The organism is Streptococcus sp. A25 (assembly GCF_043674095.1).
GTDB classification, from domain to species: domain Bacteria; phylum Bacillota; class Bacilli; order Lactobacillales; family Streptococcaceae; genus Streptococcus; species Streptococcus suis_V.
This window is the reverse complement of the sequence record NZ_JBIMJO010000005.1, coordinates 59,652-85,116: the sequence shown is the minus strand read 5'-3', so window position 1 is coordinate 85,116 and position 25,465 is coordinate 59,652. Positions and strand designations below refer to the sequence as shown.

General features: G+C 44.1%; 27 protein-coding genes and 2 pseudogenes. 13 read left to right on the top strand and 16 right to left on the bottom strand.

Features of this window, described 5'->3' with window-relative positions:
• Position 1: 1 nt before the first annotated feature.
• The 4 genes from ACHBID_RS03455 to ybeY form a co-directional block, all read right to left on the bottom strand.
• Complete coding sequence (locus tag ACHBID_RS03455) at positions 2 to 439, bottom strand: GNAT family N-acetyltransferase (protein WP_105110654.1); 438 nt, start codon at positions 437 to 439, stop codon at positions 2 to 4.
• Positions 440 to 898: 459 nt separating this feature from the next.
• On the bottom strand, positions 899 to 1,798 hold the full coding sequence (gene era, locus ACHBID_RS03450; protein ID WP_105110653.1) for a GTPase Era: 900 nt from the start codon (positions 1,796 to 1,798) through the stop codon (positions 899 to 901).
• A gap of 17 nt (positions 1,799 to 1,815) precedes the next feature.
• A complete protein-coding gene (locus tag ACHBID_RS03445) occupies positions 1,816 to 2,217 on the bottom strand; it encodes a diacylglycerol kinase family protein (protein WP_394731497.1) in 402 nt (133 codons plus the stop codon).
• Positions 2,198 to 2,695, bottom strand: coding sequence for an rRNA maturation RNase YbeY (gene ybeY / locus ACHBID_RS03440; protein ID WP_394731530.1), 498 nt, complete (start codon positions 2,693 to 2,695; stop codon positions 2,198 to 2,200). The genes ACHBID_RS03445 and ybeY overlap by 20 nt, the downstream gene beginning before the upstream one ends.
• Positions 2,696 to 2,796: 101 nt before the next feature.
• Here ybeY and ACHBID_RS03435 point away from each other — a divergent pair, with 101 nt between their 5' ends.
• The gene (locus ACHBID_RS03435) at positions 2,797 to 3,606 is read left to right on the top strand and encodes a MurR/RpiR family transcriptional regulator (protein WP_105161151.1); all 810 of its coding nucleotides are present in this window, start codon (positions 2,797 to 2,799) and stop codon (positions 3,604 to 3,606) included.
• A gap of 72 nt (positions 3,607 to 3,678) precedes the next feature.
• Complete coding sequence (locus tag ACHBID_RS03430) at positions 3,679 to 5,376, top strand: M3 family oligoendopeptidase (protein ID WP_105161150.1); 1,698 nt, start codon at positions 3,679 to 3,681, stop codon at positions 5,374 to 5,376.
• Between the two features lie 28 nt (positions 5,377 to 5,404).
• On the opposite strand, the gene ACHBID_RS03425 is transcribed toward ACHBID_RS03430, so the two are convergent.
• On the bottom strand, positions 5,405 to 5,752 hold the full coding sequence (locus ACHBID_RS03425) for a helix-turn-helix domain-containing protein (RefSeq protein ID WP_105110649.1): 348 nt from the start codon (positions 5,750 to 5,752) through the stop codon (positions 5,405 to 5,407).
• A gap of 155 nt (positions 5,753 to 5,907) precedes the next feature.
• Here ACHBID_RS03425 and ACHBID_RS03420 point away from each other — a divergent pair, with 155 nt between their 5' ends.
• The 4 genes from ACHBID_RS03420 to ACHBID_RS03405 all read left to right on the top strand — a co-directional run bounded on the left by ACHBID_RS03420 (position 5,908) and on the right by ACHBID_RS03405 (position 8,601).
• Entirely contained in the window at positions 5,908 to 6,447 is a 540-nt protein-coding gene (locus tag ACHBID_RS03420; protein WP_394731498.1) for an NADPH-dependent FMN reductase, read from the top strand.
• Between the two features lie 167 nt (positions 6,448 to 6,614).
• Positions 6,615 to 7,235 (top strand): thioredoxin, encoded by a 621-nt coding sequence (locus ACHBID_RS03415; RefSeq protein ID WP_394731499.1) that lies wholly within the window; start codon positions 6,615 to 6,617, stop codon positions 7,233 to 7,235.
• A gap of 14 nt (positions 7,236 to 7,249) precedes the next feature.
• Entirely contained in the window at positions 7,250 to 7,651 is a 402-nt protein-coding gene (locus ACHBID_RS03410; protein WP_105161148.1) for a nuclear transport factor 2 family protein, read from the top strand.
• A gap of 101 nt (positions 7,652 to 7,752) precedes the next feature.
• A complete protein-coding gene (locus tag ACHBID_RS03405) occupies positions 7,753 to 8,601 on the top strand; it encodes a VOC family protein (protein WP_394731500.1) in 849 nt (282 codons plus the stop codon).
• Between the two features lie 26 nt (positions 8,602 to 8,627).
• On the opposite strand, the gene ACHBID_RS03400 is transcribed toward ACHBID_RS03405, so the two are convergent.
• Entirely contained in the window at positions 8,628 to 9,767 is a 1,140-nt protein-coding gene (locus ACHBID_RS03400) for a glycoside hydrolase family 3 N-terminal domain-containing protein (RefSeq protein WP_394731501.1), read from the bottom strand.
• On the bottom strand, positions 9,764 to 10,552 hold the full coding sequence (gene pflA / locus ACHBID_RS03395) for a pyruvate formate-lyase-activating protein (RefSeq protein WP_105110643.1): 789 nt from the start codon (positions 10,550 to 10,552) through the stop codon (positions 9,764 to 9,766). Before pflA ends, ACHBID_RS03400 begins: the two co-directional genes overlap by 4 nt.
• A gap of 312 nt (positions 10,553 to 10,864) precedes the next feature.
• On the opposite strand from pflA, the pseudogene ACHBID_RS03390 reads away from it, so the two are divergent.
• A pseudogene (locus ACHBID_RS03390) lies at positions 10,865 to 11,512 on the top strand (transposase); the annotation flags it as partial.
• A gap of 4 nt (positions 11,513 to 11,516) precedes the next feature.
• Here the strand turns inward: ACHBID_RS03390 and ACHBID_RS03385 are convergent.
• The 8 genes and pseudogenes from ACHBID_RS03385 to ACHBID_RS03350 form a co-directional block, all read right to left on the bottom strand.
• Positions 11,517 to 11,859, bottom strand: a pseudogene (locus ACHBID_RS03385) (transposase); the annotation flags it as partial.
• Positions 11,860 to 12,358: 499 nt separating this feature from the next.
• Positions 12,359 to 13,510: an A/G-specific adenine glycosylase gene (gene mutY, locus ACHBID_RS03380; RefSeq protein ID WP_394731502.1), complete on the bottom strand. Its 1,152-nt coding sequence runs from the start codon at positions 13,508 to 13,510 to the stop codon at positions 12,359 to 12,361.
• 73 nt (positions 13,511 to 13,583) lie between these two features.
• The gene (locus ACHBID_RS03375; RefSeq protein ID WP_394731503.1) at positions 13,584 to 15,332 is read right to left on the bottom strand and encodes an ABC transporter ATP-binding protein; all 1,749 of its coding nucleotides are present in this window, start codon (positions 15,330 to 15,332) and stop codon (positions 13,584 to 13,586) included.
• A complete protein-coding gene (locus tag ACHBID_RS03370) occupies positions 15,301 to 17,037 on the bottom strand; it encodes an ABC transporter ATP-binding protein (protein WP_394731504.1) in 1,737 nt (578 codons plus the stop codon). The genes ACHBID_RS03375 and ACHBID_RS03370 overlap by 32 nt, the downstream gene beginning before the upstream one ends.
• A 4-nt stretch (positions 17,038 to 17,041) precedes the next feature.
• Complete coding sequence (pta, locus tag ACHBID_RS03365; RefSeq protein ID WP_394731505.1) at positions 17,042 to 18,028, bottom strand: phosphate acetyltransferase; 987 nt, start codon at positions 18,026 to 18,028, stop codon at positions 17,042 to 17,044.
• Positions 18,029 to 18,048: 20 nt separating this feature from the next.
• Positions 18,049 to 18,942: an RluA family pseudouridine synthase gene (locus ACHBID_RS03360; RefSeq protein WP_105161141.1), complete on the bottom strand. Its 894-nt coding sequence runs from the start codon at positions 18,940 to 18,942 to the stop codon at positions 18,049 to 18,051.
• Positions 18,942 to 19,760 carry an NAD kinase gene (locus ACHBID_RS03355; RefSeq protein ID WP_105161202.1) on the bottom strand — a complete coding sequence of 273 codons (819 nt, stop codon included), beginning with the start codon at positions 19,758 to 19,760 and terminating at the stop codon, positions 18,942 to 18,944. Before ACHBID_RS03355 ends, ACHBID_RS03360 begins: the two co-directional genes overlap by 1 nt.
• The gene (locus tag ACHBID_RS03350) at positions 19,744 to 20,415 is read right to left on the bottom strand and encodes a GTP pyrophosphokinase family protein (protein WP_105161140.1); all 672 of its coding nucleotides are present in this window, start codon (positions 20,413 to 20,415) and stop codon (positions 19,744 to 19,746) included. Before ACHBID_RS03350 ends, ACHBID_RS03355 begins: the two co-directional genes overlap by 17 nt.
• An 81-nt stretch (positions 20,416 to 20,496) precedes the next feature.
• On the opposite strand from ACHBID_RS03350, the gene ACHBID_RS03345 reads away from it, so the two are divergent.
• The 6 genes from ACHBID_RS03345 (at position 20,497) to ACHBID_RS03320 (ending at position 24,688) form a co-directional block, all read left to right on the top strand.
• On the top strand, positions 20,497 to 21,072 hold the full coding sequence (locus ACHBID_RS03345; protein ID WP_394731506.1) for a CYTH domain-containing protein: 576 nt from the start codon (positions 20,497 to 20,499) through the stop codon (positions 21,070 to 21,072).
• A 112-nt stretch (positions 21,073 to 21,184) separates the two neighbouring features.
• Positions 21,185 to 22,156: a ribose-phosphate diphosphokinase gene (locus tag ACHBID_RS03340; protein WP_105110634.1), complete on the top strand. Its 972-nt coding sequence runs from the start codon at positions 21,185 to 21,187 to the stop codon at positions 22,154 to 22,156.
• Positions 22,157 to 22,171: 15 nt separating this feature from the next.
• Positions 22,172 to 23,287: a cysteine desulfurase family protein gene (locus ACHBID_RS03335; protein WP_394731507.1), complete on the top strand. Its 1,116-nt coding sequence runs from the start codon at positions 22,172 to 22,174 to the stop codon at positions 23,285 to 23,287.
• 1 nt (position 23,288) lies between these two features.
• Positions 23,289 to 23,633, top strand: a complete 345-nt coding sequence (locus tag ACHBID_RS03330; RefSeq protein WP_394731508.1) for a DUF1831 domain-containing protein — start codon at positions 23,289 to 23,291, stop codon at positions 23,631 to 23,633.
• A 1-nt stretch (position 23,634) separates the two neighbouring features.
• Positions 23,635 to 23,835 (top strand): DUF4649 family protein, encoded by a 201-nt coding sequence (locus tag ACHBID_RS03325; protein ID WP_105110631.1) that lies wholly within the window; start codon positions 23,635 to 23,637, stop codon positions 23,833 to 23,835.
• 211 nt (positions 23,836 to 24,046) lie between these two features.
• A complete protein-coding gene (locus tag ACHBID_RS03320) occupies positions 24,047 to 24,688 on the top strand; it encodes a redox-sensing transcriptional repressor Rex (RefSeq protein WP_105161138.1) in 642 nt (213 codons plus the stop codon).
• 44 nt (positions 24,689 to 24,732) lie between these two features.
• Here the strand turns inward: ACHBID_RS03320 and radC are convergent, their stop codons facing one another.
• A complete protein-coding gene (radC, locus tag ACHBID_RS03315; RefSeq protein ID WP_105161137.1) occupies positions 24,733 to 25,413 on the bottom strand; it encodes a DNA repair protein RadC in 681 nt (226 codons plus the stop codon).
• Between the last annotated feature and the right edge of the window lie 52 nt (positions 25,414 to 25,465).

Genomic DNA, 25,465 nt, shown 5'->3' with positions numbered 1-25,465 from the left:
ACTATTCCACCTCAACCTTTCTGACATAATGTATATTTCTACTTACTTCTCTGAAACCATTCTTGGTATGAAAAGCCTGACTGTGGCTATTTTTAAAATCCGTATCAGATGCCAGTTCCCGTGCTCCATGAGATTTAGCCCACGAATCTGCAAAATCGAGTAATTCGGCAGCAATCCCTTGTCCACGATAATCAGGATGAACAAAAATTCCTTCTACATAGGCAACTGGACTAAACTGACAGCCTTCCACATAATCATGGCGGAGTGACAAACTTATCCATGCAACCGCTATACCTGACGAAGAATAATAAAGAAACTCAAATGGAAACTTACCCTCAGCAAATTCTTCCATCAAAACTTGTTTATCTGTCTGCCATACCGAACTTGCAAATGAACCCCAAACAGAAACTATTTCTTCCGTAACAGATTTTATTGACATACTTTCTCTCCTTTGCGACGTAAAACACCACTAACGTGGTGTCTAAATGTTTCTTTATATGTTTTTACCTAAAAGATGTAGCAACATGGCATTATTGCGGCACTTTCGGATTTCTGGGATCGGAATATTAGAGACTATCCATAGGCTCACAGCCGTCTTCTTACTTCAAGGCTAGCGGGCTATTGAGGTCACTCCCTGACTGCCTCGCTCTACAATTTTAAAGCTCGGGTTTAATTCGCCAAAGTTGAATGCATTAAAACGCTACTCAACTAACGGCAATTCTCTGCGGAATTGCCTAGGCGACTTACTAGTTTCTAACATCCACTGGACTGCTTCGCTCCCCCGAACCTTCCTCGCTCTCCAATTTCTAGGCTCGGGTTTTCACATGGTCACTTTCGCATTTTTAGGTGACCAGCTGAAACAGTCTATTCCCAGACTGTTTCACTCCCCCGGACGTTTTTAATACTCTTTCTCATTATAACCAAAGTCTGCCAGATCGAGTTTTTTGTCACGCCAGTTTTTCTTGACTTTGACCCAGGTTTCCAGGAAGACCTTGTCCCCCAGCATGAGTTCAATATCGCGTCGGGCCATGGAGCCGATTTTCTTGAGCATGGCTCCTTGTTTGCCAATGATAATGCCTTTTTGGCTATCGCGTTCGACCATGATGGTCGCGCGGATATGAACCTTGTCTGTAAATTCATCCCGTTTCATGGACTCGATAACCACTGCCACCGAATGCGGAATTTCCTCGCGAGTTAGGTGCAAGACCTTCTCGCGAATCATCTCGGACACCAAGAAGCGCTCTGGATGATCGGTAATCTGGTCTGCTGGGAAATATTGGAAACCCTCATCCAGATTTTCCTTGAGAATTTCCATCAAGCGATTGACATTATTGCCTTGGGTTGCAGAAATAGGCACAATTTCCTTGAAATCCATCTGCTGGCGGAAATCATCAATCTGCTCCAATAGCTGGTCCGGATGGACCTTGTCAATCTTGTTGACCACCAAAATAACCGGTACCTTGGCCTGACGCAGACGCTCCATAATCATATCATCACCCTTGCCGCGTTTTTCATCGGCAGGCACCATGAAGATGACCGTATCCACCTCACGCAAGGTGCTGTAAGCAGACTCAACCATGAAGTCTCCCAAGGCCGTCTTTGGCTTGTGAATACCTGGCGTGTCGATAAAGACAATTTGTTCCTCGTCTGTTGTATAAATCCCCATAATCTTGTTACGGGTTGTCTGAGCCTTGTCGCTCATGATAGCAATTTTTTGCCCCATTACATAGTTGAGAAAAGTCGATTTCCCCACATTTGGACGACCCAAAATCGCCACAAAACCTGACTTGAAAGTCATAGATTCTCCTTATTTTCCTAAAAAATCAAATCCCAAATCTTAGGGATAAAAATAATCAATCCTGTCAAAAGGGCAAAGCCTGAGACAAAAAGGACCGCTCCTGCCGCCATATCCTTGGCATTCTTGGCCAAAATGTGAAAATGATAGTCCGAGGCCAAATCCACCACGCTTTCAATAGCCGAATTCATGATTTCAAAAGCAATGACCAGACTGATACTAAGCAAGAGGAAAAGCCATTCTGTAACAGATACCTGAAAAATTAATCCCGCAAGCACAACTAGGACAGCAGAAGCTAAATGCTTCTTCATATTGCGCTCTTCCTTGAAAGCCGTTAAAAGACCTGACATAGCAAAGTCCAAACTGGCCATCAACTCCCTATTTTTCCAACGATTTTTTGAATTATTCTCTCGTAAGTCCATATGCTGTTAAAATTTCTTCTTGCAAACCAAACATTTCTGCTTCTTCTTCTGGCGTATAGTGATCATAGCCATTGATATGCAGAAAACCATGTACTGCCAAAAAGCCCATTTCCCGCTCAAAACTATGGCCGTAATCAGCGGCCTGTTCTTGCGCCTTTTCAATGGAAATGAATAACTCACCGATATAAGCATCAAAGTCTTCCATCATTTCAGCCAAATCAGGATCATCCAATAAGTCTTCTTCATCGAAGAAAATCTCATTTTCCGGCTTATACTCAAGGCTGACCACATCTGTTGGGCGATCAATCCCGCGGTATTCCAAGTTGACCTCATGGACACGCGCATTATCCACAAAGGTCACAGCCATTTCCTTGTTTTGCTTGCCGATTTTCTCCGCCGCAAATTGGAGCAAGTCTGTAATCTGCTCTTGCATCTGAGCAGAAACCTGCCCTGTTTCATCAATCATTTCAATATACATGGTCATACATTCCTTTAACTATTTACATTATATCATAAATGTTAGAAAGAATCGTTTTTATGGTATAATAGAAATACACTATATTATTACAGGGAACTACTATGAAAGCTGAACAGAATATCATTGCCATCATCGACAGCAATCTGGAACAGATGACCAAGCTGGAAAGGGAAATTGCGGCCTACTTTACAAGCCTGGACTCCAAGACCATGGATTTGAGCTTGGAAATCGTCACCCAGGAACTGCATATTTCTCCTTCTGCCCTGACCCGCTTTGCTAAGAAATGCGGATTTTCAGGCTATCGGGAATTTGTCTTTGCCTTTCAAAACCAGCAACAACAGCTAGACAAACAATTTAAACATGTCCAAAACAACCTGACCAAGAAGGTCCTGGTGGATTACGACGAAATTCTAACTGCGACCAGCCAGCTGGTGGACGAGGAAAAACTGCAAGAAATCGCCCACCTGATTGACCAAAGCAAGCGGGTTTATTTCTACGGCACCGGCAGTTCAGGTCTTGTTGCCATGGAGATTAAGTCCCGTTTCATGCGCCTGGGAGTTGTCTGTGACGCCATTACCGACCGCAATAACCTGATCTGGACCACCAATATCCTGGATCCCAACTGCCTAGTGATTGGGCTCTCCCTGTCTGGCTATACTGAGGATATCATCGACCACCTGACTCTGGCAGCCGAGCGAGGTATTCAGACAGCCCTCTTGACAACCAGGGAATTTGATACAACTCCTATTGACACCCTTATCCCTGTTGCCTCTGTTCGCAATTTGAACTATGGCAATCGCATTTCACCCCAAATCCCTCTGCTCATTATGCTGGACATTCTTTACGCCTATTTCCATGCCATTGACCAGGAGAAAAAGGAAAGCATCTTTAAGCAGACCATCGTTGACTAAACTTGACCAAGATTTGCCAAAGGCTATGAAAAAGAGTAAGATAGAAGGTAACAATACAAAAAGGAGAAAGATATGAAATTTTCAGACTATACCTATGTCCGTCCCGATTATGAAGCTATCAAGGCTCAATTTACTGACCTGACAGACCAGTTAACTCAGGCAAGTGACTTGGAAACAGCTCGTACACTTGTGACAGCCGTTACCAAATTGCTCAACCTGATCGATACCCAGTACAACCTCTGGATGATCCGTCATACTATTGACATGAACGATGAGTTTTACAATGAAGAAACCAAGTTTTGGAACGAATATTCGCCACTTTTTGAAGAATTGACCACCAACTACTACCGTGTAATTGTCCAGACGCCGTACAAGGAAGAGTTGTCAGATATCTTGCCTCAAACCTTCTTCATGCAGGCAGAAAACAAGCTCAAGACCTTCTCATCAGACGTCATTCCATTACTGCAAAAAGAAAATGAATTATCTGATGAATACAGTAAACTGATCGCTGGTGCAGAGATTGATTTCCAAGGTCAGACCTACAACCTGGCACAAATGGGGCCATTCGGTCAATCAACCGACCGTGAAGTCCGCAAGGCTGCTTCTGCTGCCACAACTGCCTTCTTTGAAAGCAAGGAAGCCGACTTTGACCGTGTGTACGATGAATTAGTAAAGGTCCGCACGGAAATCGCCCACAAACTCGGCTTCAAGGACTATGTAGAATACGGCTACCTCAAGATGAACCGTTTCGATTACAATCGTGACATGGTCAAGGTGTACCGTGAAGAAATTCTCAAGCATATCGTACCGATTGTGCAAAATCTGCGTCAACGCCAAGCCAAACGCTTGCAAGTACCAAGCCTGAAACACTACGACCTCAATCTTGAGTTCTTAGACGGCAATGCGGTCCCACAAGGTGACCCCGACTTTATCGTCAGCCAAGCCCAAGACATGTACCGTGAATTGTCAGCAGAAACAGGCGAGTTCTTCGACTTCATGATTGAGCATGAACTCTTGGACTTGGTTGCAAAACCAGGCAAAAACAGCGGTGGCTACTGTACCTATATTCCTGACTTCAAGAGCCCATTCATCTTCTCCAACTTCAACGGAACCAGCGGTGATATTGATGTCTTGACCCACGAAGCAGGTCATGCCTTCCAAGTTTATCGTTCCCGTTGGATTCAAAGTCCAGAAGTTGTTTGGCCAACCTACGAAACCTGTGAAATCCACTCCATGTCTATGGAATTTATGACCTGGCCTTGGATGGACCGTTTCTTCAAGGAACAAGTCGATAAATATAAATTTACTCACTTGGCAAGTGCCCTTCTCTTCTTGCCTTACGGTGTCTTGGTGGATCACTTCCAGCACGAAGTCTATGAACACCCAGAGATGACTCCAGCTGAACGAAAGGCGACTTGGAAAAAACTCCAAGACCTCTACTTGCCAGACCGTGATTATTCTGAATCAGAAGCCCTCAACCGTGGTATCTTCTGGTACCGTCAGGGGCATATCTTTGCCAGCCCATTCTACTACATCGACTACACCTTGGCTCAAGTCTGTGCCCTCCAATTCTGGAAACGCACGCAGGTGGACCATGATGAAACTGCTTGGGAAGACTACATCCGCATCTGTGATTTGGGCGGCACCAAGTCCTTCTTACAAGTGGTTGAAGCTGCAAACCTCCAATCACCGTTCAAAGAAGGTGCCCTTGAAAGCACAGCCAAGGCTGCTGCCGATTGGTTAAATGCAGTTAAGGATGACGAACTATAAAACACAAAAATCTGAATGAGATACGAACTCATTCAGATTTTTTTGATTTAACAAAGTTGATGTATTTATCGCCGAAGACTTCAATTTGCTCCAAAACCATCTTAAATTCCTGACCAATCTCGCTCAGTTCATATTCCACTTTTGGCGGAACCTGTGCATAAACCTTCCGAGTGATTAAACCATCATCTTCCAGCTGACGCAGTTGCTTAGTCAAGGTTGCTTGGGAAATCCCTGTCAATCGACGGTGCATTTCATTAAACCGAATGGGACCTTCTTCAATATGATGTAGTAATAAGATACTCCATTTCCCAGATAAGACACTCTGAGTGGTCACATAAGGACACTCCGGAACCGTATGTTGTGTAAAAGTTGCCATAATTTCTCCTTTATTTTCCCTTGATACTACACATTACTTCACAAAAAGATAGTGACTATTCAAAAAAATCGTACTTGTAATATTTTTAGTACCTGATACAATAATACCATAAACTGCGAGAGCAGGGAAGAAAAAATTGTTAGAGGTATAACATCATGAAAAACATTCTATTTATCGTCGGTTCACTACGTGAAGGTTCATTCAACCACCAAATGGCTAAACAGGCTGAAAGCATCTTAAAAGGTCAAGCAACTGTATCTTATCTTAACTATAAAGAAATCCCGCTTATGAACCAAGATCTTGAAACACCAGTCTTGCCAGCTGTCCAAGCTGCACGCAATGCGATTATGGCTGCAGATGCTATCTGGATTTTCTCACCGGTTTACAACTTTGCAATCCCTGGGACTGTGAAGAACTTGATTGACTGGCTCAGCCGTTCCCTAGACTTATCAGAAACACGTGGCCCGTCAGCTCTCCAGGACAAAATTGTTACTGTATCATCTGTTGCCAATGCTGGACATGACCAAATGTTCACTAGCTATCAGGCTCTCCTACCATTTGTTCGTATGCAAGTCGTTGGTGAGTTTACAGGGACAACTGTCAATCCAGAAGCATGGGGAACTGGACAGTTGGTATTGTCAGAGGAAGCCATCGCCGGTCTACAAGCGCAAGCTCAAGCTTTGTTAGAAGCTTAGATTCTACAAGTCAATATACATCCTTCTATGATCTTTATCGAGTTGAAGATGATAAAATTGCAGAACTCTGGGATCTTGTTGAGCCAATCGAGGAAAATTCCAAAACTTCCAATAGCAATGCTAAATTCTAATCAAAAACCAAGAAAATAAGATGAAAGAAGATTAAAATGAAACTATATTACATCATCGATGCTTATTGTGGTTGGACCTACGGCTTTAACCACATTTTCACAAAATTCATGCAAGACCATCCTGACATAGAAATAGAGGTCATTAACGGAGGCTTGTTTGTCGGCGATAACAAAAAGAAAATGGCTGATTTCCAGCAGGCACAGACCATCAACAAACAAATCGAAAGCTATTACCAAATGTCTTTTGGCGATAACTACAATCAATTGTTTAAGGATAAGGACTTTACCATGGACTCCCTCGGTCCGGCTAGAGCCTACTCAGTCTTGAAAAACTATGTTGAGACACCTAACCATGCTCAGCTAACATTAGACATTCAAGCCTTATTTTTTGAAGAAGGGTTAGATCTCAGTTTAGCAGACAGTTACACCAGCCTAATCGGTAGCTATCAGTTACCCACAAAGGCTATGGAAGAACTATCAAGCATCTTGAATCAACCAGAAAGTCTACACCCTGACTTTATCAAGGCTTATGAAATGGGGGTAACCTCTTTCCCAACCTTGTTACTTGAAAAAGACGGAAACTTCTTTAATCTTATCAATAAAGTTCGCACAGTAGACGATTTGGAAAAAAATTTCCAAGAGGCAGTTGCTCAATAGAAAAGAAAATACCTATGTCAAACAATCAATTATATAAAAATATTTTAGAAGAGACTTATCTAGCTACTGCTCAAGGTCGAATAGAAGATTTCAAGAGCCATTTGGCTGCTGATATCTCTTGGACAGAAGCTGCAGGCTTTCCCTATGCTGGTACCTATATCGGTCCAGATGCAGTGATTGAAAACGTCCATGCAAGACTAGGTTCTGAATGGACCAATTATAGTGCCACACCTGTTGATTACGCCTTTTCAGGAAACCGTGTCATGGTTTACGGCTACTACAAGGGAACCTACAAGCTTACTGAGAAATCCTTTCAAGCAGACTTTGTCCATATTTACGATTTTAATGCTGAAAATAGAATTACACACTTTATCCAAATCGTAGATAGCGCATTTGTTGAGAAAGCTATGAGATAAAAATCAATTTTCAAAAGTCTATTCGTCACACATTACTTCACCAAAAGATACTAAGTAACTCGAAAATTCCTATAAATTGTATCCGAAAGCCAGGTATCCCTATGTACAATTCCCAATTTGAGCTGGGCCATGTTGCCCTCAATGTCCGCAATTTAGAACTCCAAAGCCGATTTTACCAGCAGGTATTGGGCCTCCAAGTTCTGACTGAAAACTCTAAACAGATTGACCTTGGTGTCGGACAGACCACCCTTGTCCGCCTGATTCAAACAGAGCAGAAAGACGAAGTCCACAGCAGCTACGGACTCTACCACTTGGCCATTGTCCTACCTAGCCGTGAGGACCTGGGGACCATTTTCCGCCACTTTATCGACAATAAGATTCCCCTCCAAGGCGCCAGCGACCACGGTTACAGCGAAGCCATTTACCTAGCCGACACCGAAGGTAACGGCATCGAAATTTACTGCGACCTCCCGCAAGACTCTTGGGATGTCCGCCCAGATGGACGCATCGTTGGCATCACTGAGCCTATGGATGCTGAAACGATCTATGCTTTAGGGAAAAAAGCTGACGCAGCCTATCAGATGCCCCTTGGCAGTCGCATGGGTCATGTCCATCTATCTGTCCGAGAAAGCGCCGCTTCTAGCCGATTTTACCAAGAAGTCCTAGCTGTTGAGGATAAATTCTCGGTCCCATCTGCAGCCTGGCTAGCCTCAGGCGACTACCATCACCACCTAGCTGTCAATGAATGGGGAGGAAAAGAACTCCAGACACGAACAGAAGGCATGCCAGGATTGGCCTACTACACTATAGTCTATACAGACATCCAAGCCTTCCAAGCCACCATTAAACGTGCCCAGACCGCAGGACTTGACCTGCACCTTGCCACCCAAGAAGTCGCCTTTGTCGATGTGGACGGCATCAGGACCCGATTGATCTACCAAACGAAATAAGAGGTTAGACAGATACCTAACCTCTTTTATTTTATCAAACCTAAATCGTATTTCATCCCCAAAATCCGTTCCACTGATTGCTCAATGCGGTCCTCGCTTAGTTTTCCTCTTTTTACCTGGTCCAAAAGATAGGGAATCTGACTCGTAAAGTTGGAAGACAAAATCATATCCGCCCCCGCCTCGATTGCCTGAAGGGCTGCTTCATTTTGATCAAGAAATTCTGACAAACCCAATTTATCAAAATCATCTGTCAAAATAACCCCCTCAAAGCCCAGCTCCTGACGTAAAATAGCCATCACCTCAGGTGATATAGAGGACGGTTGGTCTGAAACAGCAGTCAGAATAATGTGACTGACCATGACTGAGTCCGCTCCTGCTTCAATCCCTGCCTCAAACGGTAAGAAATCCTGCTTTCTCAATTCATCTACAGGACGGTCATCATAGACCAGCCCCGTAATCGCATCACCCGTCTCACTCGAACCAGGGAAATGCTTCAAGGTAGATAGGAAATTTTCTTCCTTGAGCAATGTGACAACCTCACGAACGTAGTCAGATGTTGTCATGGCATCCTGGCCTAGTGTCCGTTCATAAATGGGTGAACTGGGATTGGTTACAACATCAGCAATCGGGAAAAAGCCCGCTGAAATACCTAAATCCTTTAGAACCGAAACCTTGGATTTTGCTCCCTCCAGGACAGCATCCAAACCTCCCTCATCATACAATTCCATCGGTGATGCAAAAGGTTCTTTCAAGATCGGACTAATTTGACTAACAGCTCCTCCCTCCTCATTGGAAGCCAAAAGTAAGGGGATATTGGAGGCTTTTTGATAGCTTGCCAAGTCTTTTTTTAGCTGACTCAGCGACTTACCTTCTACATCTTTGGATTCCAGCATATAACCTCCTAGATAATAGGCCCCAACAATCTGTTCAGCCTCTTGCTCAGGAATATGCCCTAAAAATAATTGACCAATCTTATCCTCTATGGTCATACCTTCCATCATTTGATTGATAGTCCTCTGCTTCTGTGTCAGACCACTATCAACAGCTGGGGATTCCATCTTATCAAAAACAATCCAACCACTCAGCAAGGTCATCAAAAGAAGGCTAACCACAGAAAATATAGCGAATTTTTCTTTGTTCTGAATAAATCTATCTTTCTCAATCATCCTCTAATCCGATTCAAATAATCCTGATAAGACTCCGTCTCCATCAAGGTCTTTGCATTTTCCACACGCGCCCTAGTCGGCGGTTTTGTCCCCTCCAGCGGGTAAGGTCTCCCCAACTCTCTCCACTTAAATTCACCTAAATTGTGATAAGGCAGAACTTCAAAGCGCTCGACATTGTTCAAGGTTTTAACAAATTTGCCCAACTCAACCAGGTCCTCATCTCGGTCTGTCAATCCAGGCACCAAGACATGTCGAATCCAAACAGGCTTGCCAATATCCGATAGGTAACGAGCACACTCTAAAATAGTTTTATTACTATGACCTGTAACAATACGATGCTGGTCAGGATTGATTTCCTTGATATCTAAGAGCACCAAGTCGGTCACTTCCATGAGACGGTTGTATTTTTCCAAATAACGCTCAGTCGAACGGAAGGTCAGGGCACAGGTATCTAAAGTCGTATGGATGCCTTTTTCTTTTGCCAGGGTAAAGAGAGCAATCAAGAAATCAATCTGAATGGTCGCTTCACCACCAGACACCGTAATCCCCCCTTCCTTGCCCCAGAACATCCGAAAACGCAGAGCTTCTTTTAGGACATCCTCAGCAGTACGCTCGGTTGCTGCCGGGTTAACCAAATCCCAGGTATCAGGATTGTGACAATACTGGCAACGCATGTGACAGCCTTGCATGAAGACCACAAAGCGAACACCAGGTCCATCAACTGAACCAAAACTTTCGGTAGAATGAACTAGACCGGTAACTTTTCCATAATCAATCTCTGTCATTGGCTTTTCCTCACTTTTTACTATGATTATTATATCACAAAAAATGAAAACGCTCTATATTTTCTGAATGAATAAATTGACATCCCGTTACTACACACCAAAAACCACCCACAAAACTGGGCTCTATAAGACTGTAGTGGGTAAATCCCCTATGGAGATTATGGAGCCTTTTTGAGTATAGAAAAAAAGTCCCACATGACCTAAAATGAAAAGCGTCTAAACCATCATTAAAAAGGAATCATATGGAATAGATAAATAGTCAGGGAAGTGACTGTTTATCCCCGAGCCCAGAAATAATAAAGCGAGGATAGTATCACAAACTTACTGGGAACGAAAGACCCCAACATCACTATTTTGGACTATGAGGACTGCACTTATCACAAGGAAATTCTTGCCAAACTGGATTATTTAGCTCCTAAATACCACTCTTGTCATGATCAAATGACTAAATACGATTTCCAGAAAACCTCTAAAATTCCTTACTTAGAGTGTGCTGGTTACCGAATTCTCATTCGCCTGAAAAAGCACCGTTTCCGCTGTAAAAATTGCGGAAAAATGGCTGTCACAGAAACCTCTCTGATCTAGAAAAACCACCAAATCTCAACCATTGTTCACCAGAAAATAGCTCAACCTCTCATTGAAAAACAGTCTATGACCGACATCACTAAGCGTCTTGCCATCTCTCTACCTCAACTGTCATTCGCAAGCTAAATGAGTTCCAATTTAAAACCGACTGGAATTGGTTGCCTGAAAATATGAGCTGGGAGTCAAACAGTCTGGGGATAGACTGTTTGAGCTAGTTTCAAGAAAGGAAAAATGAGTTTCATCGCTCAGGATTTTGACTCGCTAAAAGTCATTACAATCCTTGACGGACGCACACAAGCCACAATCAGAAATCATTTCCTGCGCTATTCCACACAAGCTAGAAACCGTGTTAAAGTCATCACTATGGACATGTTTATACTCAACTAAAATCAAAAATAGCCAAACTCCAATCTCTACGTACAATTGATTTGAGTTGAGAAGGAGATAGGTTTTGAATAACCTCTTGAAGTTTATCAATAACCTCATTCAAGCTTCTAAATATCTTATTCTTGAAACCACGTTTGCGGATTTCGGCCCAGACTTACTCAATAGGGTTCATCTCTGGTGTGTAAGGTGGAATAAAGTTAAATGCTATATTCTCAGAGATATTCAATGTCTGAGATTTATGCCAGATGGCATTGTCCATGACTAGAATAATGTAGCATCTGATAAGCTTCTGACAATTGGTGTAGAAATTCATTCATCCAATCACTATCACAACCGCTTCTGCTCGGTCACTAACCCAATCAATGACTTGTGGTTGGAAGAACCTAAAAACTCAAAAACCGAGCTTCGTTTGAAACTCGGTTAGTGGTTATTATCAGGAAGGTCCGACTCCAGAAGTTAATGATTAAAAACTAATATGCTTCGATTGCTACCCATTTTCTATTAATTTTCAATTGTCTAAAGTGTGGAGATTGCTTTATTTTTTACAGTGTTCTAAATATAATATCCGAAAATCAATCAATGACTGACGATCTTCTCTGGAAATACCAGGTCGGTATTTCCCAAGTTTGAACGGGCAGCAAGCCAATGAAAATAAGGTTGTGAATAAAGAATATCATAAATAGATGGGTGGGACTGAAGCAGACCTTCCTCTAGTTACTGCCTTAGGGGCAATAGCTAGTTTGCTAAAGAATAAATGAAATCATCTTTCTATCTACAATGTTAATATAACACTTTTTCAAAATAAATTCAAATAATTGTGTGCAAAAAACAAACTTATTTTTTAAAATTTTTGTTAAATTCATCCCACATTTTCTGCTGTGGCTTGGCAAAGGGATAGGTATGAAAATCTTCAACCGAAACCCATTTTAATTCACGATTAGCTGGTAAATCCGACTGACTTGCCACTCCTTCTATCAACTCAATCTGCCATTTGCGGTGGCTGAAAATATGCTGAATGGTCTCAAATTCTTGCTCCTGCCAGTCAATAGTCAGACCATATTCTTCTGTAAAGCGCAGCTTCATATCAGGCTGCTCCGGCTCTTCTGCCACTTCAAACAAGGAAACTTGTTTGGCTAGGATAGCCCCTTTTTCCAAAAGCGGAAAAGACCAAAATCCTGATAAGAGTCCAGCGTCGGTATTTTTCTCAAGGAGAAATTGATTATCCTGATTGCGAATGAGAAAGCCTTGATAGGCGACTGGGACAGGCTTTTTCTTGGGTACCTTGATAGGATATTTGTCCATTGTGCCATTGCGATAGGCTGCACTAAAGTCCTTCACGGGACTTTCTTCTGGCCGTGGATTGGCAGGCGCCTCAATATCTGAACCCAAATCCATCAGGGCTTGGTTAAAGTCTCCCGGTCTAGCTGGGTCAATCAAGATGTCCATCATGGCTTGAAAAATCTTGCGATTCGCAGGGAGACCAATATCATAATCCACTTCAAACAAACGGCTGAGCACGCGCATGACGTTGCCGTCTACCGCAGGCTCCGGCAAACCGAAGGCAATGCTAGAAATAGCACCAGCTGTGTAGGGACCAATGCCTTTTAGACTGGAAATTTCTGCTTGTGTCTTGGGGAAGGAACCATCGAACCGTTCGACCATCTCTTGGGCCGCTTTTTGCATATTGCGGACACGAGAATAATAGCCCAACCCTTCCCACAATTTGAGAATGACTTCTTCCGGTGCCACTGCCAAGTCTCTGATGGTCGGCAGATGGTGGAGAAAGCGCTCATAGTAAGGAATGACCGTATCCACACGCGTCTGTTGCAACATAATCTCCGACACCCAAATGGCGTAGGGATCCGATGTTCGTCGCCAAGGCAGGTCTCGTTTGTGCTCATCATACCAATCAAGAAGAGCCTTGCGAAAGGCGACAATCTTCTCTTCTGACCACATGTCAATTCCATATTCTTTCAAATCTAACATAATTCTAGTATAGCACAAAGAAAGGGAGCTAGCTGTGACTAACTCCCTGTCTGTAGTATGAAATGTTGCTTACCTACTGTTCAGCAGCCTGCTGGCTCATCTGCATCTGGTAATAAAAACCTTGCGCATCCATCAATTCCCTATGATTGCCTTGTTCGACAATTTTTCCATCTACCATGACCAAAATCAAGTCAGCTGATTGGATGGTTGATAGGCGATGGGCAATGATAAAGCTGGTCCGTCCTTGCATCAATTTGGCAAAGGCTTCTTGAACCAATAACTCCGTCCGTGTGTCAATCGACGAGGTCGCCTCATCCAAAATTAAGATTTTAGGGATTTTGACAAAAACGCGCGCAATCGACAGCAATTGCCGTTGACCCTGCGATAGAGAGGCGCCGCCATCTGTCAGGACAGTATCATATCCTTGGGGCAATTGACGAATAAAGAAATCCGCATTGGCTGCCTTGGCCACCTCGATAACCCATTCCCTAGTCGCATGAGGATATCCATAGGCAATATTTTCATGGATAGTTCCTGATTTTATCCAGGTTTCTTGGAGAACCATGCCAATCTGCCGCCGCAAATCCTCTCGGCTGTATTGGAAAATAGGCACACCATCCAGGACAATCTGGCCAGCATTGACATCGTAAAAACGCATGAGCAGATTAATCATGGTCGATTTCCCTGCGCCAGTCGGACCAACGATAGCCACCTTTTGACCAGAGGTAACATCAATCGCCAGGTCCTCAATGAGCGATTTTTCAGGCTGATAAGAGAAAGATACATTTTCAAAGGAAATAGCCCCCTGCAACTGATCCGAGTCAATTGTCCGCTCTGCCCTATCCTCTTCGCTAGCTAGATTAACAAGGGCAAATAGCCTGTCTGCACAAGCTAAAGCGCTCTGCAATTCCGATAGGACAGAAGAAATATCGTTAAAAGGTTTGCTGTACTGGCTGGCATAGTTGAGAAAGGTGGTCAGAGAGCCGACTGTAAAGGTCCCCTGCATGATGCGAAGTGCTCCAAGACCTGTCAAAAGCGCATAAATCAAGGCATTGACAAATCGGGTAGTCGGATTAACCGTAGACGAAGCAAATATTGCTTTCTGCAAATAATGAGCGTAGTCGCCATTGACCTGCTGGAACTGCTTCTTAAACTGGTCTTGGGCATTGAAGGCCTGCACCAGACTGAGCTGGCTAATGGTCTCCTCTAAGAGCTGAGCTTGCTGCCCACGCGCCTGGGTCTGGCGACTGTAGTAAGTATAGCTCTTCTTTGCAATAAAACGCGCCACAAAAAGAGACAGTGGGGTCAAGGCAACAACCAAAAGCATCATGACAAGATCCAAACCTGCCATGGTAAAAATGGTCAAGAGAATGGTCAAAATTCCAGCGAAAAACTGGTTGAAGACCATCAAAAGACCGTTAGTCAGCTGTTCACTATCACTGGAAAATCGTGCAACCAAGTCCCCCGTTGACTGCCTATCCAGATAGGAAAGGGGCAACTGGTGCAATTTGACATAGACCTGCTCCCGCAAGTCTGCCACCATATCATAGACCAGGCGATTGGTGACCAAGGGCAGATACCACTGGACCAGGCCATTGGCCAGAATGACGACAAACATCTGCAGCAGAATCTCCAGCAAGACCTGGCTATCTGCTACCAAGACCGCGTCGACTGCCCGACCGATAAGGATAGGAAGATAGACGGTCAGAAGGACCTGAGCCAGTGTCGCCAGCAAGAGCAGAATCAGACGAATGGGCTGTTTTAGGACCAGGCTTGTCAATTGATGCAGACTAGTTTTCTTCATGGCTGCCCTCCTCTCCATGCTGGGATTGGTCAATTTCACGGTAAATAGCAGAGCTTTCTAGCAAGTCTTGATGACGACCTAGCCCCACCTGCTGTCCCTGGTCCAGAACCAAAATCTGATCCGCAGTCTTCAGGCTATTGGTCCGTTGAGACACCATAATCAAGGTTTGGTCAGGCAATTCCTCCTTGATAGCCTGCAAGAGACGGCTCTCTGTCAGATAGTCCAGGGCCGACGTCGCATCATCCAAAATCAAAACAGGTGCTTCTTTCAAGAGAGCACGCGCAATGGTCAACCGTTGCCGTTGTCCACCGGAAAAATTCTTCCCAAAGGCTGCTACAGGACTATCCAAACCGCCCTTTTCTGCCACAAATCCATCCGCCTGAGCAATCTTCAGGGCCCACCAAATGCGTTCTTCGGAACTATCAGCCAGTCCCAAGGTAAGATTTGAGCGGACAGTTCCAGCAAAGAGCTGAGCCTGCTGGGCAACGGTGGCACAATTAGCCCGCCAGGTTTTGAGATTCACAGGACTCTTTCCATCAATAAAGTACATCAATTGATTAGCTGGCATCGGATAAAAGGCCTGTAAGAGATTGACCAAGGTCGTCTTACCAGCACCCGTACCACCGATGATGCCGATAAACTGACCTTTCTTTATCTGAATAGAAATTCCTGACAGGGCCTGTTCAGCAGCATTGGGATAGGCAAAATCCAGCTTGTATAGTGCAAAAACATCAGCTGGGTCATTGGCTTGCAGGACTGGCAGAGTGCCTTCCAGGTCTTCGGATTCTTGCTTGAAAATTTCCTGAATCCGTTGACCAGCGATATAAGACTGGTTGATAGATGAGACAACCATGACCATCTTGACTAGCTCCGCCAAGATTTGCAAGAGATAATTGATTAGGGCAATCAGCATCCCTTGCTCTAGCAGATTGTTAGAAATGGCTAGATTTCCCTGCCAAATCAAAATCATCAAGGTCGCATTAACCACCAGAAAAGTCAGTGGCGACAGCAGGCTAGACCAGTAACCAGCCTGTAACTGTCTATTTTTATAGGCCAGATTGAGGGCTTGAAATTGAGCAACTTCTCTCGCTACCTGGCCAAAGGCACGAATGACCCGCCAGCCCGTAACCGTTTCACGCACCTGCCCTACCAAGCTATCCAAATCTCTACGAATCGATAAGAGATAGCGACTGACAGCCACCGTAATGCCTGCCACAATCACCAGCAAAACAGCAATCATCCCCAGAAAATAGAGAGAAAGGCTAGGACTGATATAGAAGGCCATGAAGAGAGCACCAAAGACCACAATCGGAGCCCGTAGAAACAGGCGCAAGAAAATATTGATTCCTGCTTGAATCTGCAAGGTATCACTGGTCAAGCGCGTCAAAATTGATGAGCGGGACAAAGTATCCTGACTAGCTTGCGGCAAAGATAAGACTTTTTCAAACAGGTCTTCTGTCAACTGCTTGGTCACCCCAACTGCTGCCTTGGCTGAATAATATTGCCCTAAAATAGATACTAGAACTCCCACAATTGCCAACCCTGTCAGGAGTAAAAGCATAGCAACCAGGTCCCCCTGATTGCCATGTGGAATAATTGTATCAACGATATGGGCAATAGCCAAGGGAACAAGGAGTTCAAAGCAGGCCTCCAACAGTTTGAAGAGAGGAGCCAGCGTAACTTCTTTCAGGTAATCCCTGACATATCGTAGGATAAATGTCATAAGCTTACAAAGCGTCTACAGCCTGAGCTGCTGTGATGATACCGAGTTTGTATACATCTTCTGAACTACAACCGCGAGACAGGTCATTTACTGGTTTGTTCAAACCTTGCAAAACAGGACCAACCGCTTCGTAGCCTCCAAGACGTTCAACTACTTTGTAAGTAATGTTGCCTGCTTCAATAGCCGGGAAGACAAAGACATTGGCTTGACCTGCTACTGGACTTCCAGGTGCTTTCAAACGAGCTGTATCTGGAACCAGGGCAGCATCCATCTGCAATTCTCCATCAATCAATAGATCTGGACGAAGTTCCTGAGCCAGGCGAGTTGCTTCCACTACCTTATCAACACGTGGACCTGAACCTGAACCTTTTGTTGAGTATGAAATCATAGCTACTTTTGGATCGATTCCAAATGTCTTAGCAGTTTCTGCTGATTGGATGGCAATCTCAGCCAAGGTCTCAGCATCGGGTTCAATGTTAATTGCACAGTCACCAAAGACAAACTTGTGCTGGTCTTTCACCATCAAGAAAACGCCCGAAGTACGCTTAACACCTGGCTTGGTTTTGATAATTTGAAGAGCAGGACGAACAGTATCAGCAGTTGAGTGGATAGCACCTGAAACCATACCTTCTGCTAATCCCATTTGCACTAACATCACACCAAAGTAGTTAACATCACGCAAAATTTCATCTGCTTGTGCCTCATCAACTTTTCCTTTACGAAGAGTAACAAATTCTTGCTTCATGGCATCGAAGTTGGCATAGTTATTCGGATCGATAACTGTGATACCTGGGTTTGAGAAACCAAAGTCTGTCAACAAAGTATGAACATCTTCCGGCACACCAAGGATAATAGGCTCTACCAAACCTTCAAATTTCAAACGAGCTGCTGCACGCACGACGCGCTCATCTGTACCTTCTGGGAAAACAATACGTAGTTTTTTACCTACGATTTTTTGCTTCATTTCACCAAATAAATTCCGAATTTCCATTTAAATTCTCCTTTTAAATATTATTTATTAGTTAACGATGTAATAACAGCCTGAAAATCGTCTGGAAGTGGAGCTTCCAAGTAAATCCTTTGGGCTGAGAAAGGATTGTCAAAAGCCAAATTGTGACAATGCAAGGCCTGACGTTGAATACCACATTCTAAACTGCCACCATACATATCATCCCCTAGCAAAGGAAATCCAATGTGGGAAAAATGAACACGAATCTGGTGGGTTCGACCAGTGTGCAACTGAATGTCCACCAGGTGAATGTCTCCCCAGGACTGGACCACCTTATAGGAAGTGTGGGCATATTTACCCGTCTTAGTCACACAACGGGTAATAATACTATCTTCCGGTCGACCAATCGGAGCAATAATATCCCCTTCCTGTTCCAAAACACCTCCCCCCTTAACTAGGGCATAATAGCGTTTGTGAATCAGCTTGGCCTGCAACTGCTTGTCTAGGCGGGCATGGGCATAGCCGTGCTTGGCAAAGAGCATGACCCCAGACGTATCCCTATCCAGACGAGTCACTATGTGGACCTGCTTGTTTTCATAGTCCTGCTCGACCAAGTAACCCTTGACAAAGTTGGCAATGGTCGACGAATGAAGACTGCTAGGAATGGAGGCATAGCCAACCGGCTTATTGATAGCTAAAAAATGGTCATCCTCATAGACAATGTCCAGGGGAAAGGAAATAGGTTCCAAACTACCTGTCAAATCCGCTTCAGCTGGTATATCAATTGTAACTCTATCGCCAATATCAAGCAAGTAAGTAGCATTCTGTGGCTGGTCGTTAACCAAAATAGCTCCACCAGTGTACTTGATTTTAGCCAGCAATCCCTTGGACACCCCATGTTTCTTCAGGAAGGTCTTGATTTTGGTGTGCTGGTCGGCTATAAATTCAAACCGCATTACTCCACCTCGCCGATAAAGGCATCTTTGACCCGATTCCAAAAGCTAGTATGGCTGGGCGATGCGACAAAATGGATTTTACTATTGTCAATCTGGTATTCAATGCTCTCAATATTGTCGTAGACATAGGTCTTATTGTCCACTGCAATAGAATAGCGGTCATCATGCTGGGGCTCGATAACAATCTTGTCCTTTTTTGGTACTACAACTGATGACCCCAGCGTCCGGTAGACCCGATTGTTCAGACTGGCCACTTCTGCAATCTGCAGAGCCTCAATAGTCGGATGAAGGACAGCGCCCCCCAGAGACTTATTGTAGGCCGTTGAACCAGTCGGTGTCGATACCGATATGCCATCCCCACGAAAACGCTCGAAGGGAACATGGTTGATGATAATATCAGCCACCATGGTCTTGGTCAGGCGCTTGATAGTCGCCTCATTGAGGGCACGCGCCGTGATTACCCGGCCATCATTGAGTTTGACCTTGACATTAAGAATGGGATAGGAAACACGAGCTCCCCTGTCCAACTTCAAATTCTCTACTAGCTTGTCCACTTCAAAATCCCGATAATCCGTGTAAAAACCCAGATGCCCCGTATGAATACCGACAAAGCGGACCCTATCGATGAGTTTCTCATACTTATGAAAGGCCGACAGGAGCATGCCATCTCCACCAATGGAAATGACAATATCTGGATTCTTGGGTGTGAGGATAAAATTCGCTTCTTTGAGCTTGGTCCAAAGTTCCTTGGACACCGCCTCACTCTTGGGATTTCGGCTGGCGAGCAGAGCGATTTTTTTTCTATCTGTATTCTTCATCTGAATCATCACTATTTCCGACACCGTCATTCAACTTGCGGTGGGCAGGGTCAAAAAGAGCCTGAGCCTCCTGAATGTCGTTGCGGATTTTACGCATCTCCTCGTCTAGTTCGTAGGCAATCTTGGCTGTAATTTCCAGCCGTTTCTTGATTTCCTCAGGGAAATTTCCCTTATACTTGTAATTAAGCGAATGTTCAATAGTCGCCCAAAAGTTCATAGAAAGTGTTCGAATCTGGATTTCTGCTAGGACGGTCTTGCTGCCATTGATCGTATCCACCGGATACTCAACGACCACATGATAGGAACGATAGCCCGATGCTTTCATGTACTTGATATAGTCCCGCTCATGGACAATCTGCATGTCCTTGCGCTTGCGCAAAATAGCCAAGACCTCCTCAATGTCATCCACAAACTGGACCATGATCCTCAGACCGGCAATGTCCTGCATGTCCTGGGCCAGATTTTCCAGCTTGATATGCCGCAGAACCATCTTTTCCTGAATAGACTCGATAGGCTTGACCCGCCCCGTCACAAATTCAATGGGAGAATGGCGGTTAAACTTGCGGTACTGCTTTCGAATACCACGCAGCTTAATTTTCAACTCCCCGACAGTCTGAATATAGGGGTCTAAAAATTCTTCCCAATTAAACTCCATACGGCTCCTTTCTTGTCAAATCCTATAAATTGTATTAGAATAACACAAAGATTATTATACCATATGAAAGGGGTTTACAGTATGAAAAACCATCTGGAAATTGAGTACAAAACATTATTAACCAAATCTGAATATCTTCGACTGCTACCCGATTTCGCAGATGTCCAGCCTGTCATGCAGACCAATCATTACATAGACACGCCGGATTTAGATATGAAAAGCAACCGATTTTCCCTCCGTATTCGGACCTTTGAGGACATGGCAGAGCTGACCCTAAAAATTCCCCAGGAGATTGGCAATCAGGAATACAATCAAGCTCTAGACATCGATACTGCACGACAATTGCTGACCAATTTTCAACTGCCAAAAGGACAGATTACTGACATCATTTCAGCCACCGATGTCCCTCTTGATAACCTAGCCGTCTGGGGTAGCTTGACCACCAAACGCTATGAAAAAGAGACCTCTATCGGTCTCATGGCCCTGGATGAAAATGACTATGCCGGCTTTCTTGATTATGAACTAGAGGTTGAAGTAGCCGATGCCGAAGAAGGCAAAATCCTCTTTGACGACTACCTAAAAAAACAATCCATCCAATTCAAATACGCCAGCAGCAAGGTCGCCCGCACCGCAGCCCAGATAAAATCAGCCCAATAAGGCTGATTTTTGACTTTACTACTGAAAATTGTCCGTTTTTTTGGTAAAATAAATCTATCTATGTTTCATTGCTTTTATGAAAAAGTAGGGTTATAAAAAGGAGTTAGTCAAAATGGTACAACCACTTGGTGAACATAACATTAAATTATTCTCGCTCAACAGTAACCGTGATATCGCTGAAAAAATTGCAGAATCAGCCGGTATTCCTCTTGGAAAAATGTCTTCACGTCAATTTTCTGACGGTGAAATCCAGATTAACATTGAGGAATCAGTCCGTGGTGTTGATGTCTATATCATCCAATCAACTAGCTACCCAGTCAACAATCACTTGTGGGAACTCTTGATTATGATTGACGCTTGTAAGCGTGCCTCTGCCAACACCATTACCGCTGTCATGCCGTATTTTGGCTACGCTCGTCAAGACCGCACAGCCTCTCCACGCGAACCAATCACTGCTAAACTAGTAGCAAATATGTTGGTAAAAGCCGGTGTCGACCGCGTTCTGACCCTGGACCTCCACGCATCACAGATTCAAGGTTTCTTTGATATTCCAGTGGATAATCTCCTGACAGAGCCACTCTTTGCGTCCTACTACATGGAAAAAGGCCTCTGCAACGACGATGTGGTCATCGTTAGTCCCAAAAATTCAGGAATCAAGCGCGCTCGTAACATCGCAGAATTTTTGAATGCACCGATTGCTATCATTGACTACGCCCAAGACGATTCGGAACGTGCCGAAGGCTATATCATCGGTGATGTTGCTGGGAAGAAAGCCATCCTGGTCGACGATATTCTAAATACAGGCCGCACTTTCTCTCAAGCATCTAAAATTGTTCAAGACGGTGGCGCAACTGAAATTTACGCCGTTGCCAGTCATGGACTTTTCGCTGGGACTGCTGCGGAACTCTTGGACAACTCTCCTATCAAGGAAATTTTGGTCACAGACTCTGTAGCCAGCAAGGAACAACATCCTAATAATATTGCTTTCATTACGGCTAGCGACTTGATTGCTGACGCTATCCACCGCATTCAAGAACACCAGCCATTGAGCCCACTTTTCAAATTTAACAGCCCACTTAAATAAAACTAGGAGTTACACTTGATTTATTTAGATAATGCAGCTACGACTGCCCTGTCACCGGCTGCCCTAGAACGGATGACGGAAGTCGCTGCAGACATCTATGGCAATCCGTCTAGCATCCACGGTGCTGGTCGCAAGGCTAATCAGGTTCTCAGACAGGCACGACAGGATATAGCTGATATCTTGTCGGTCCGTCCTGATAACTTAATCTTCACATCTGGAGGCTCTGAGGCCAATAATTTAGCCATTCAAGGCTATGCTCTGGCCCATCAAGACAAGGGCAAACACCTTATCACTACTGCCATTGAACACCATGCAGTCCTCCATACCATGCAGTATCTGGAGGAACGCTTTGGCTTTGAAGTGACCTATATCCAGCCAATCGACCAAATCATCACAGCCCAGCAGATCAAAGATGCACTTAGACCAGACACCATTCTGGTCAGCACCATGTTTGCCAATAATGAAACTGGCCAACTGCTCCCTATACAAGAAATTGGACAGTTACTAGCAGACCACCAGGCAGTTTTCCATGTTGATGCAGTACAGGTCATGGGAAAATTGCCTGTCCAGCCTGAAGAACTGGGGATTGATTTCCTATCTGCTGCTGCCCATAAATTTCATGGCCCAAAAGGTATTGGTTTCCTCTATTCAAGATTGCCTAAATTTGATGCACTCATACATGGCGGTAAGCAAGAAAATCAACATCGTGCAGGAACAGAAAACCTCCCTGCCATTGCAGCGATGGCCACAGCCCTCAAAGAGCAAACTGCTAAAAGGGACCAAGATTTTCAATACATCACTTCCCTAAAAGAACACCTCATCCACCACCTGGCCGACACCGACTACTACATCAATCAAACTGGCGACTACCTTCCTCATATCATCAATCTTGGCTTTCCTGGTCAACTCAATGAGCAGGTACTCATGCGCCTAGATCTAGCCGGAATCGCAGTTTCAAGTGGTTCTGCCTGCACAGCAGGTGTTGTACAAAACAGTCATGTCCTTGAGGCTATGTATGGAAAAGATTCTCCACGACTGAAAGAATCCATCCGCATCAGTTTCTCAGAAAGCAATACGACTGCTGATATTGATGCACTCATCACTGAATTACACAAGATAATAGGAGGATAAAATGGCATTTGAAAAAACTGTACGCTTAAAAGATTGTAAGTTTACCTATCATATCAGCTCGGGTATCAAAAAATACACCCTGCGTGACAATACCTTTGAGCAAACCAAGGCTGGTCACTATCAGCTGGAACGCCTACTAGAAGAAGTTCCCAATTCTGGGCAAGGTTTCCTCTTGAAAATTATCATCAACCAAGATTTGACTGGTTTCAAAATCAACATCACAGACAAGTCTGGTCTTCGTTTGATTAACATTTTTAAACCAGGCAGCAATCCAGTTATTCAGGAAAAATTCTACTTCCTCATGGATAGCCTGGTCGACCGAGATATATTTACAAAAGAGGCCTAAGATGATTGAAATCTACTACACTGATGCCTACAAACTAGAACGAGTTCAACAATTTGATAATCTGGATGAGGCTAAATTGGCCTTTGCAGGCTGTGTCACCCTACCAGATTATTACCCTGTTACCCGCATTCTCAAGGACGGACAAGCTCTTGACTTCCAAGGCACCGTCGGAGATCTCTATCGCTATTTTCAAACCCTATAGAAAGACCAAGTTGTTTGGTCTTTTTTTCAAATCAATCTGTTGATTTTTTCACAAACATAGACTAAAATATAAGAAAGAAGTGAACTAACAAACAAGCTGATAGTGATGTTATCGATTTTGCAATCCCTTGCAAAGTTTTGATACGATTTACAAAAGATTGTGAAATCTATTTGACCAGTAACCGGTGTCCTACAGCTAGAAGGAGAAAAGAGTGAAGAACATTAAAAACACTGACATCCCCCGGGCCACGGCCAAGCGACTTTCCTTATATTACCGCATTTTCAAGCGATTCCACGCTAGCAATATTGAAAAGGCTAGCTCAAAAGATATTGCAGAAGCTATCGGAATTGACTCTGCAACTGTCCGCCGTGATTTTTCTTATTTCGGTGAACTAGGTCGCCGTGGTTTTGGCTATGACGTCCAAAAATTGATGGAATTTTTTGCTGAAATTTTAAATGACAATTCCATCACCAACGTTATGCTCATAGGGGTTGGTAACATGGGACGTGCCCTACTCCACTATAAGTTCCACGAGCGAAACAAAATGAAGATTGTTATGGCTTTTGAAGCAGATGATAATCCAGCTGTGGGCACAGTTGATGAATCTATTCCAATCTATGCCATTTCTGAATTGAAGGAACGGATTGCCGAAGCTGATTCACAAACTGCCATCTTGACCGTCCCAAGTGTTAAAGCCCAGGAAGTAGCTGATGTGCTAGTTGAGTCCGGTGTCAAAGGAATCCTCAGCTTCTCACCAGTTAACCTCTCTGTACCAAAAGATGTGGTTGTCCAATATGTGGATTTGACCAGCGAACTGCAAACACTCCTGTATTTTATGAGAAAAGGCGAATAAGAGAGCAAAACAGGGTTAGTTTCGACTAGCCCTGTTTTTTGATACTAAAATAATTCACTCTCTTCCCTGAAAGAATAATAGTCCTTCTGCCCGACAATCAGATGATCCAAGAGAACCAGACCCAAAGTCTCACAAGAATTCTTCAAATTTTCAGTAAAGAGCAAATCGTTTTTACTCGGCTGTACAGAGCCTGACGGATGATTGTGAACGATGATAATCGAGGTCGCCATACACTTGACTGCATAGTGCAAAATCTCCCTGGGCTCTGCAATACTGCGATTGACACTGCCGATAAAGACTGTTTTTTGGTGGATGACCTGATTCTGAGTGTTGAGATAGATGGCGACCAGATGCTCCTGCTTCTGCTGTCCAATCTCCTGAATCATTTTACGCCCCAGTTTTTCACTACCCAAAATACGATCGTTGAGCAAAATCTCAGACTGATTGATGCGCTTACCAAGCTCAATCATGGCCTTTATCTCAATCGCCTTGACCCGACCAATCCCAGTCAAGCTCTGCAATTCCTCAATAGACAAATCCCTTAGAGCCGCCAGATTTTCCAGCTGATTGTGTAGATTGTTGGACAAGATAGAAACCGGCTCCTTTTTTGTACCCGTACGGATGAAAATAGCCAGGAGTTCCTGGTTACTCAGGCGTTCCGGCCCCAATTCTAACAAGCGTTCACGGGGCATCAGTGCTTCTTCCTTAAAATCAATTTGATACATAAAATCCTCCTCACCTATCTGTTCGTAAAAAAATTGAAAAAAGGATAGAAAT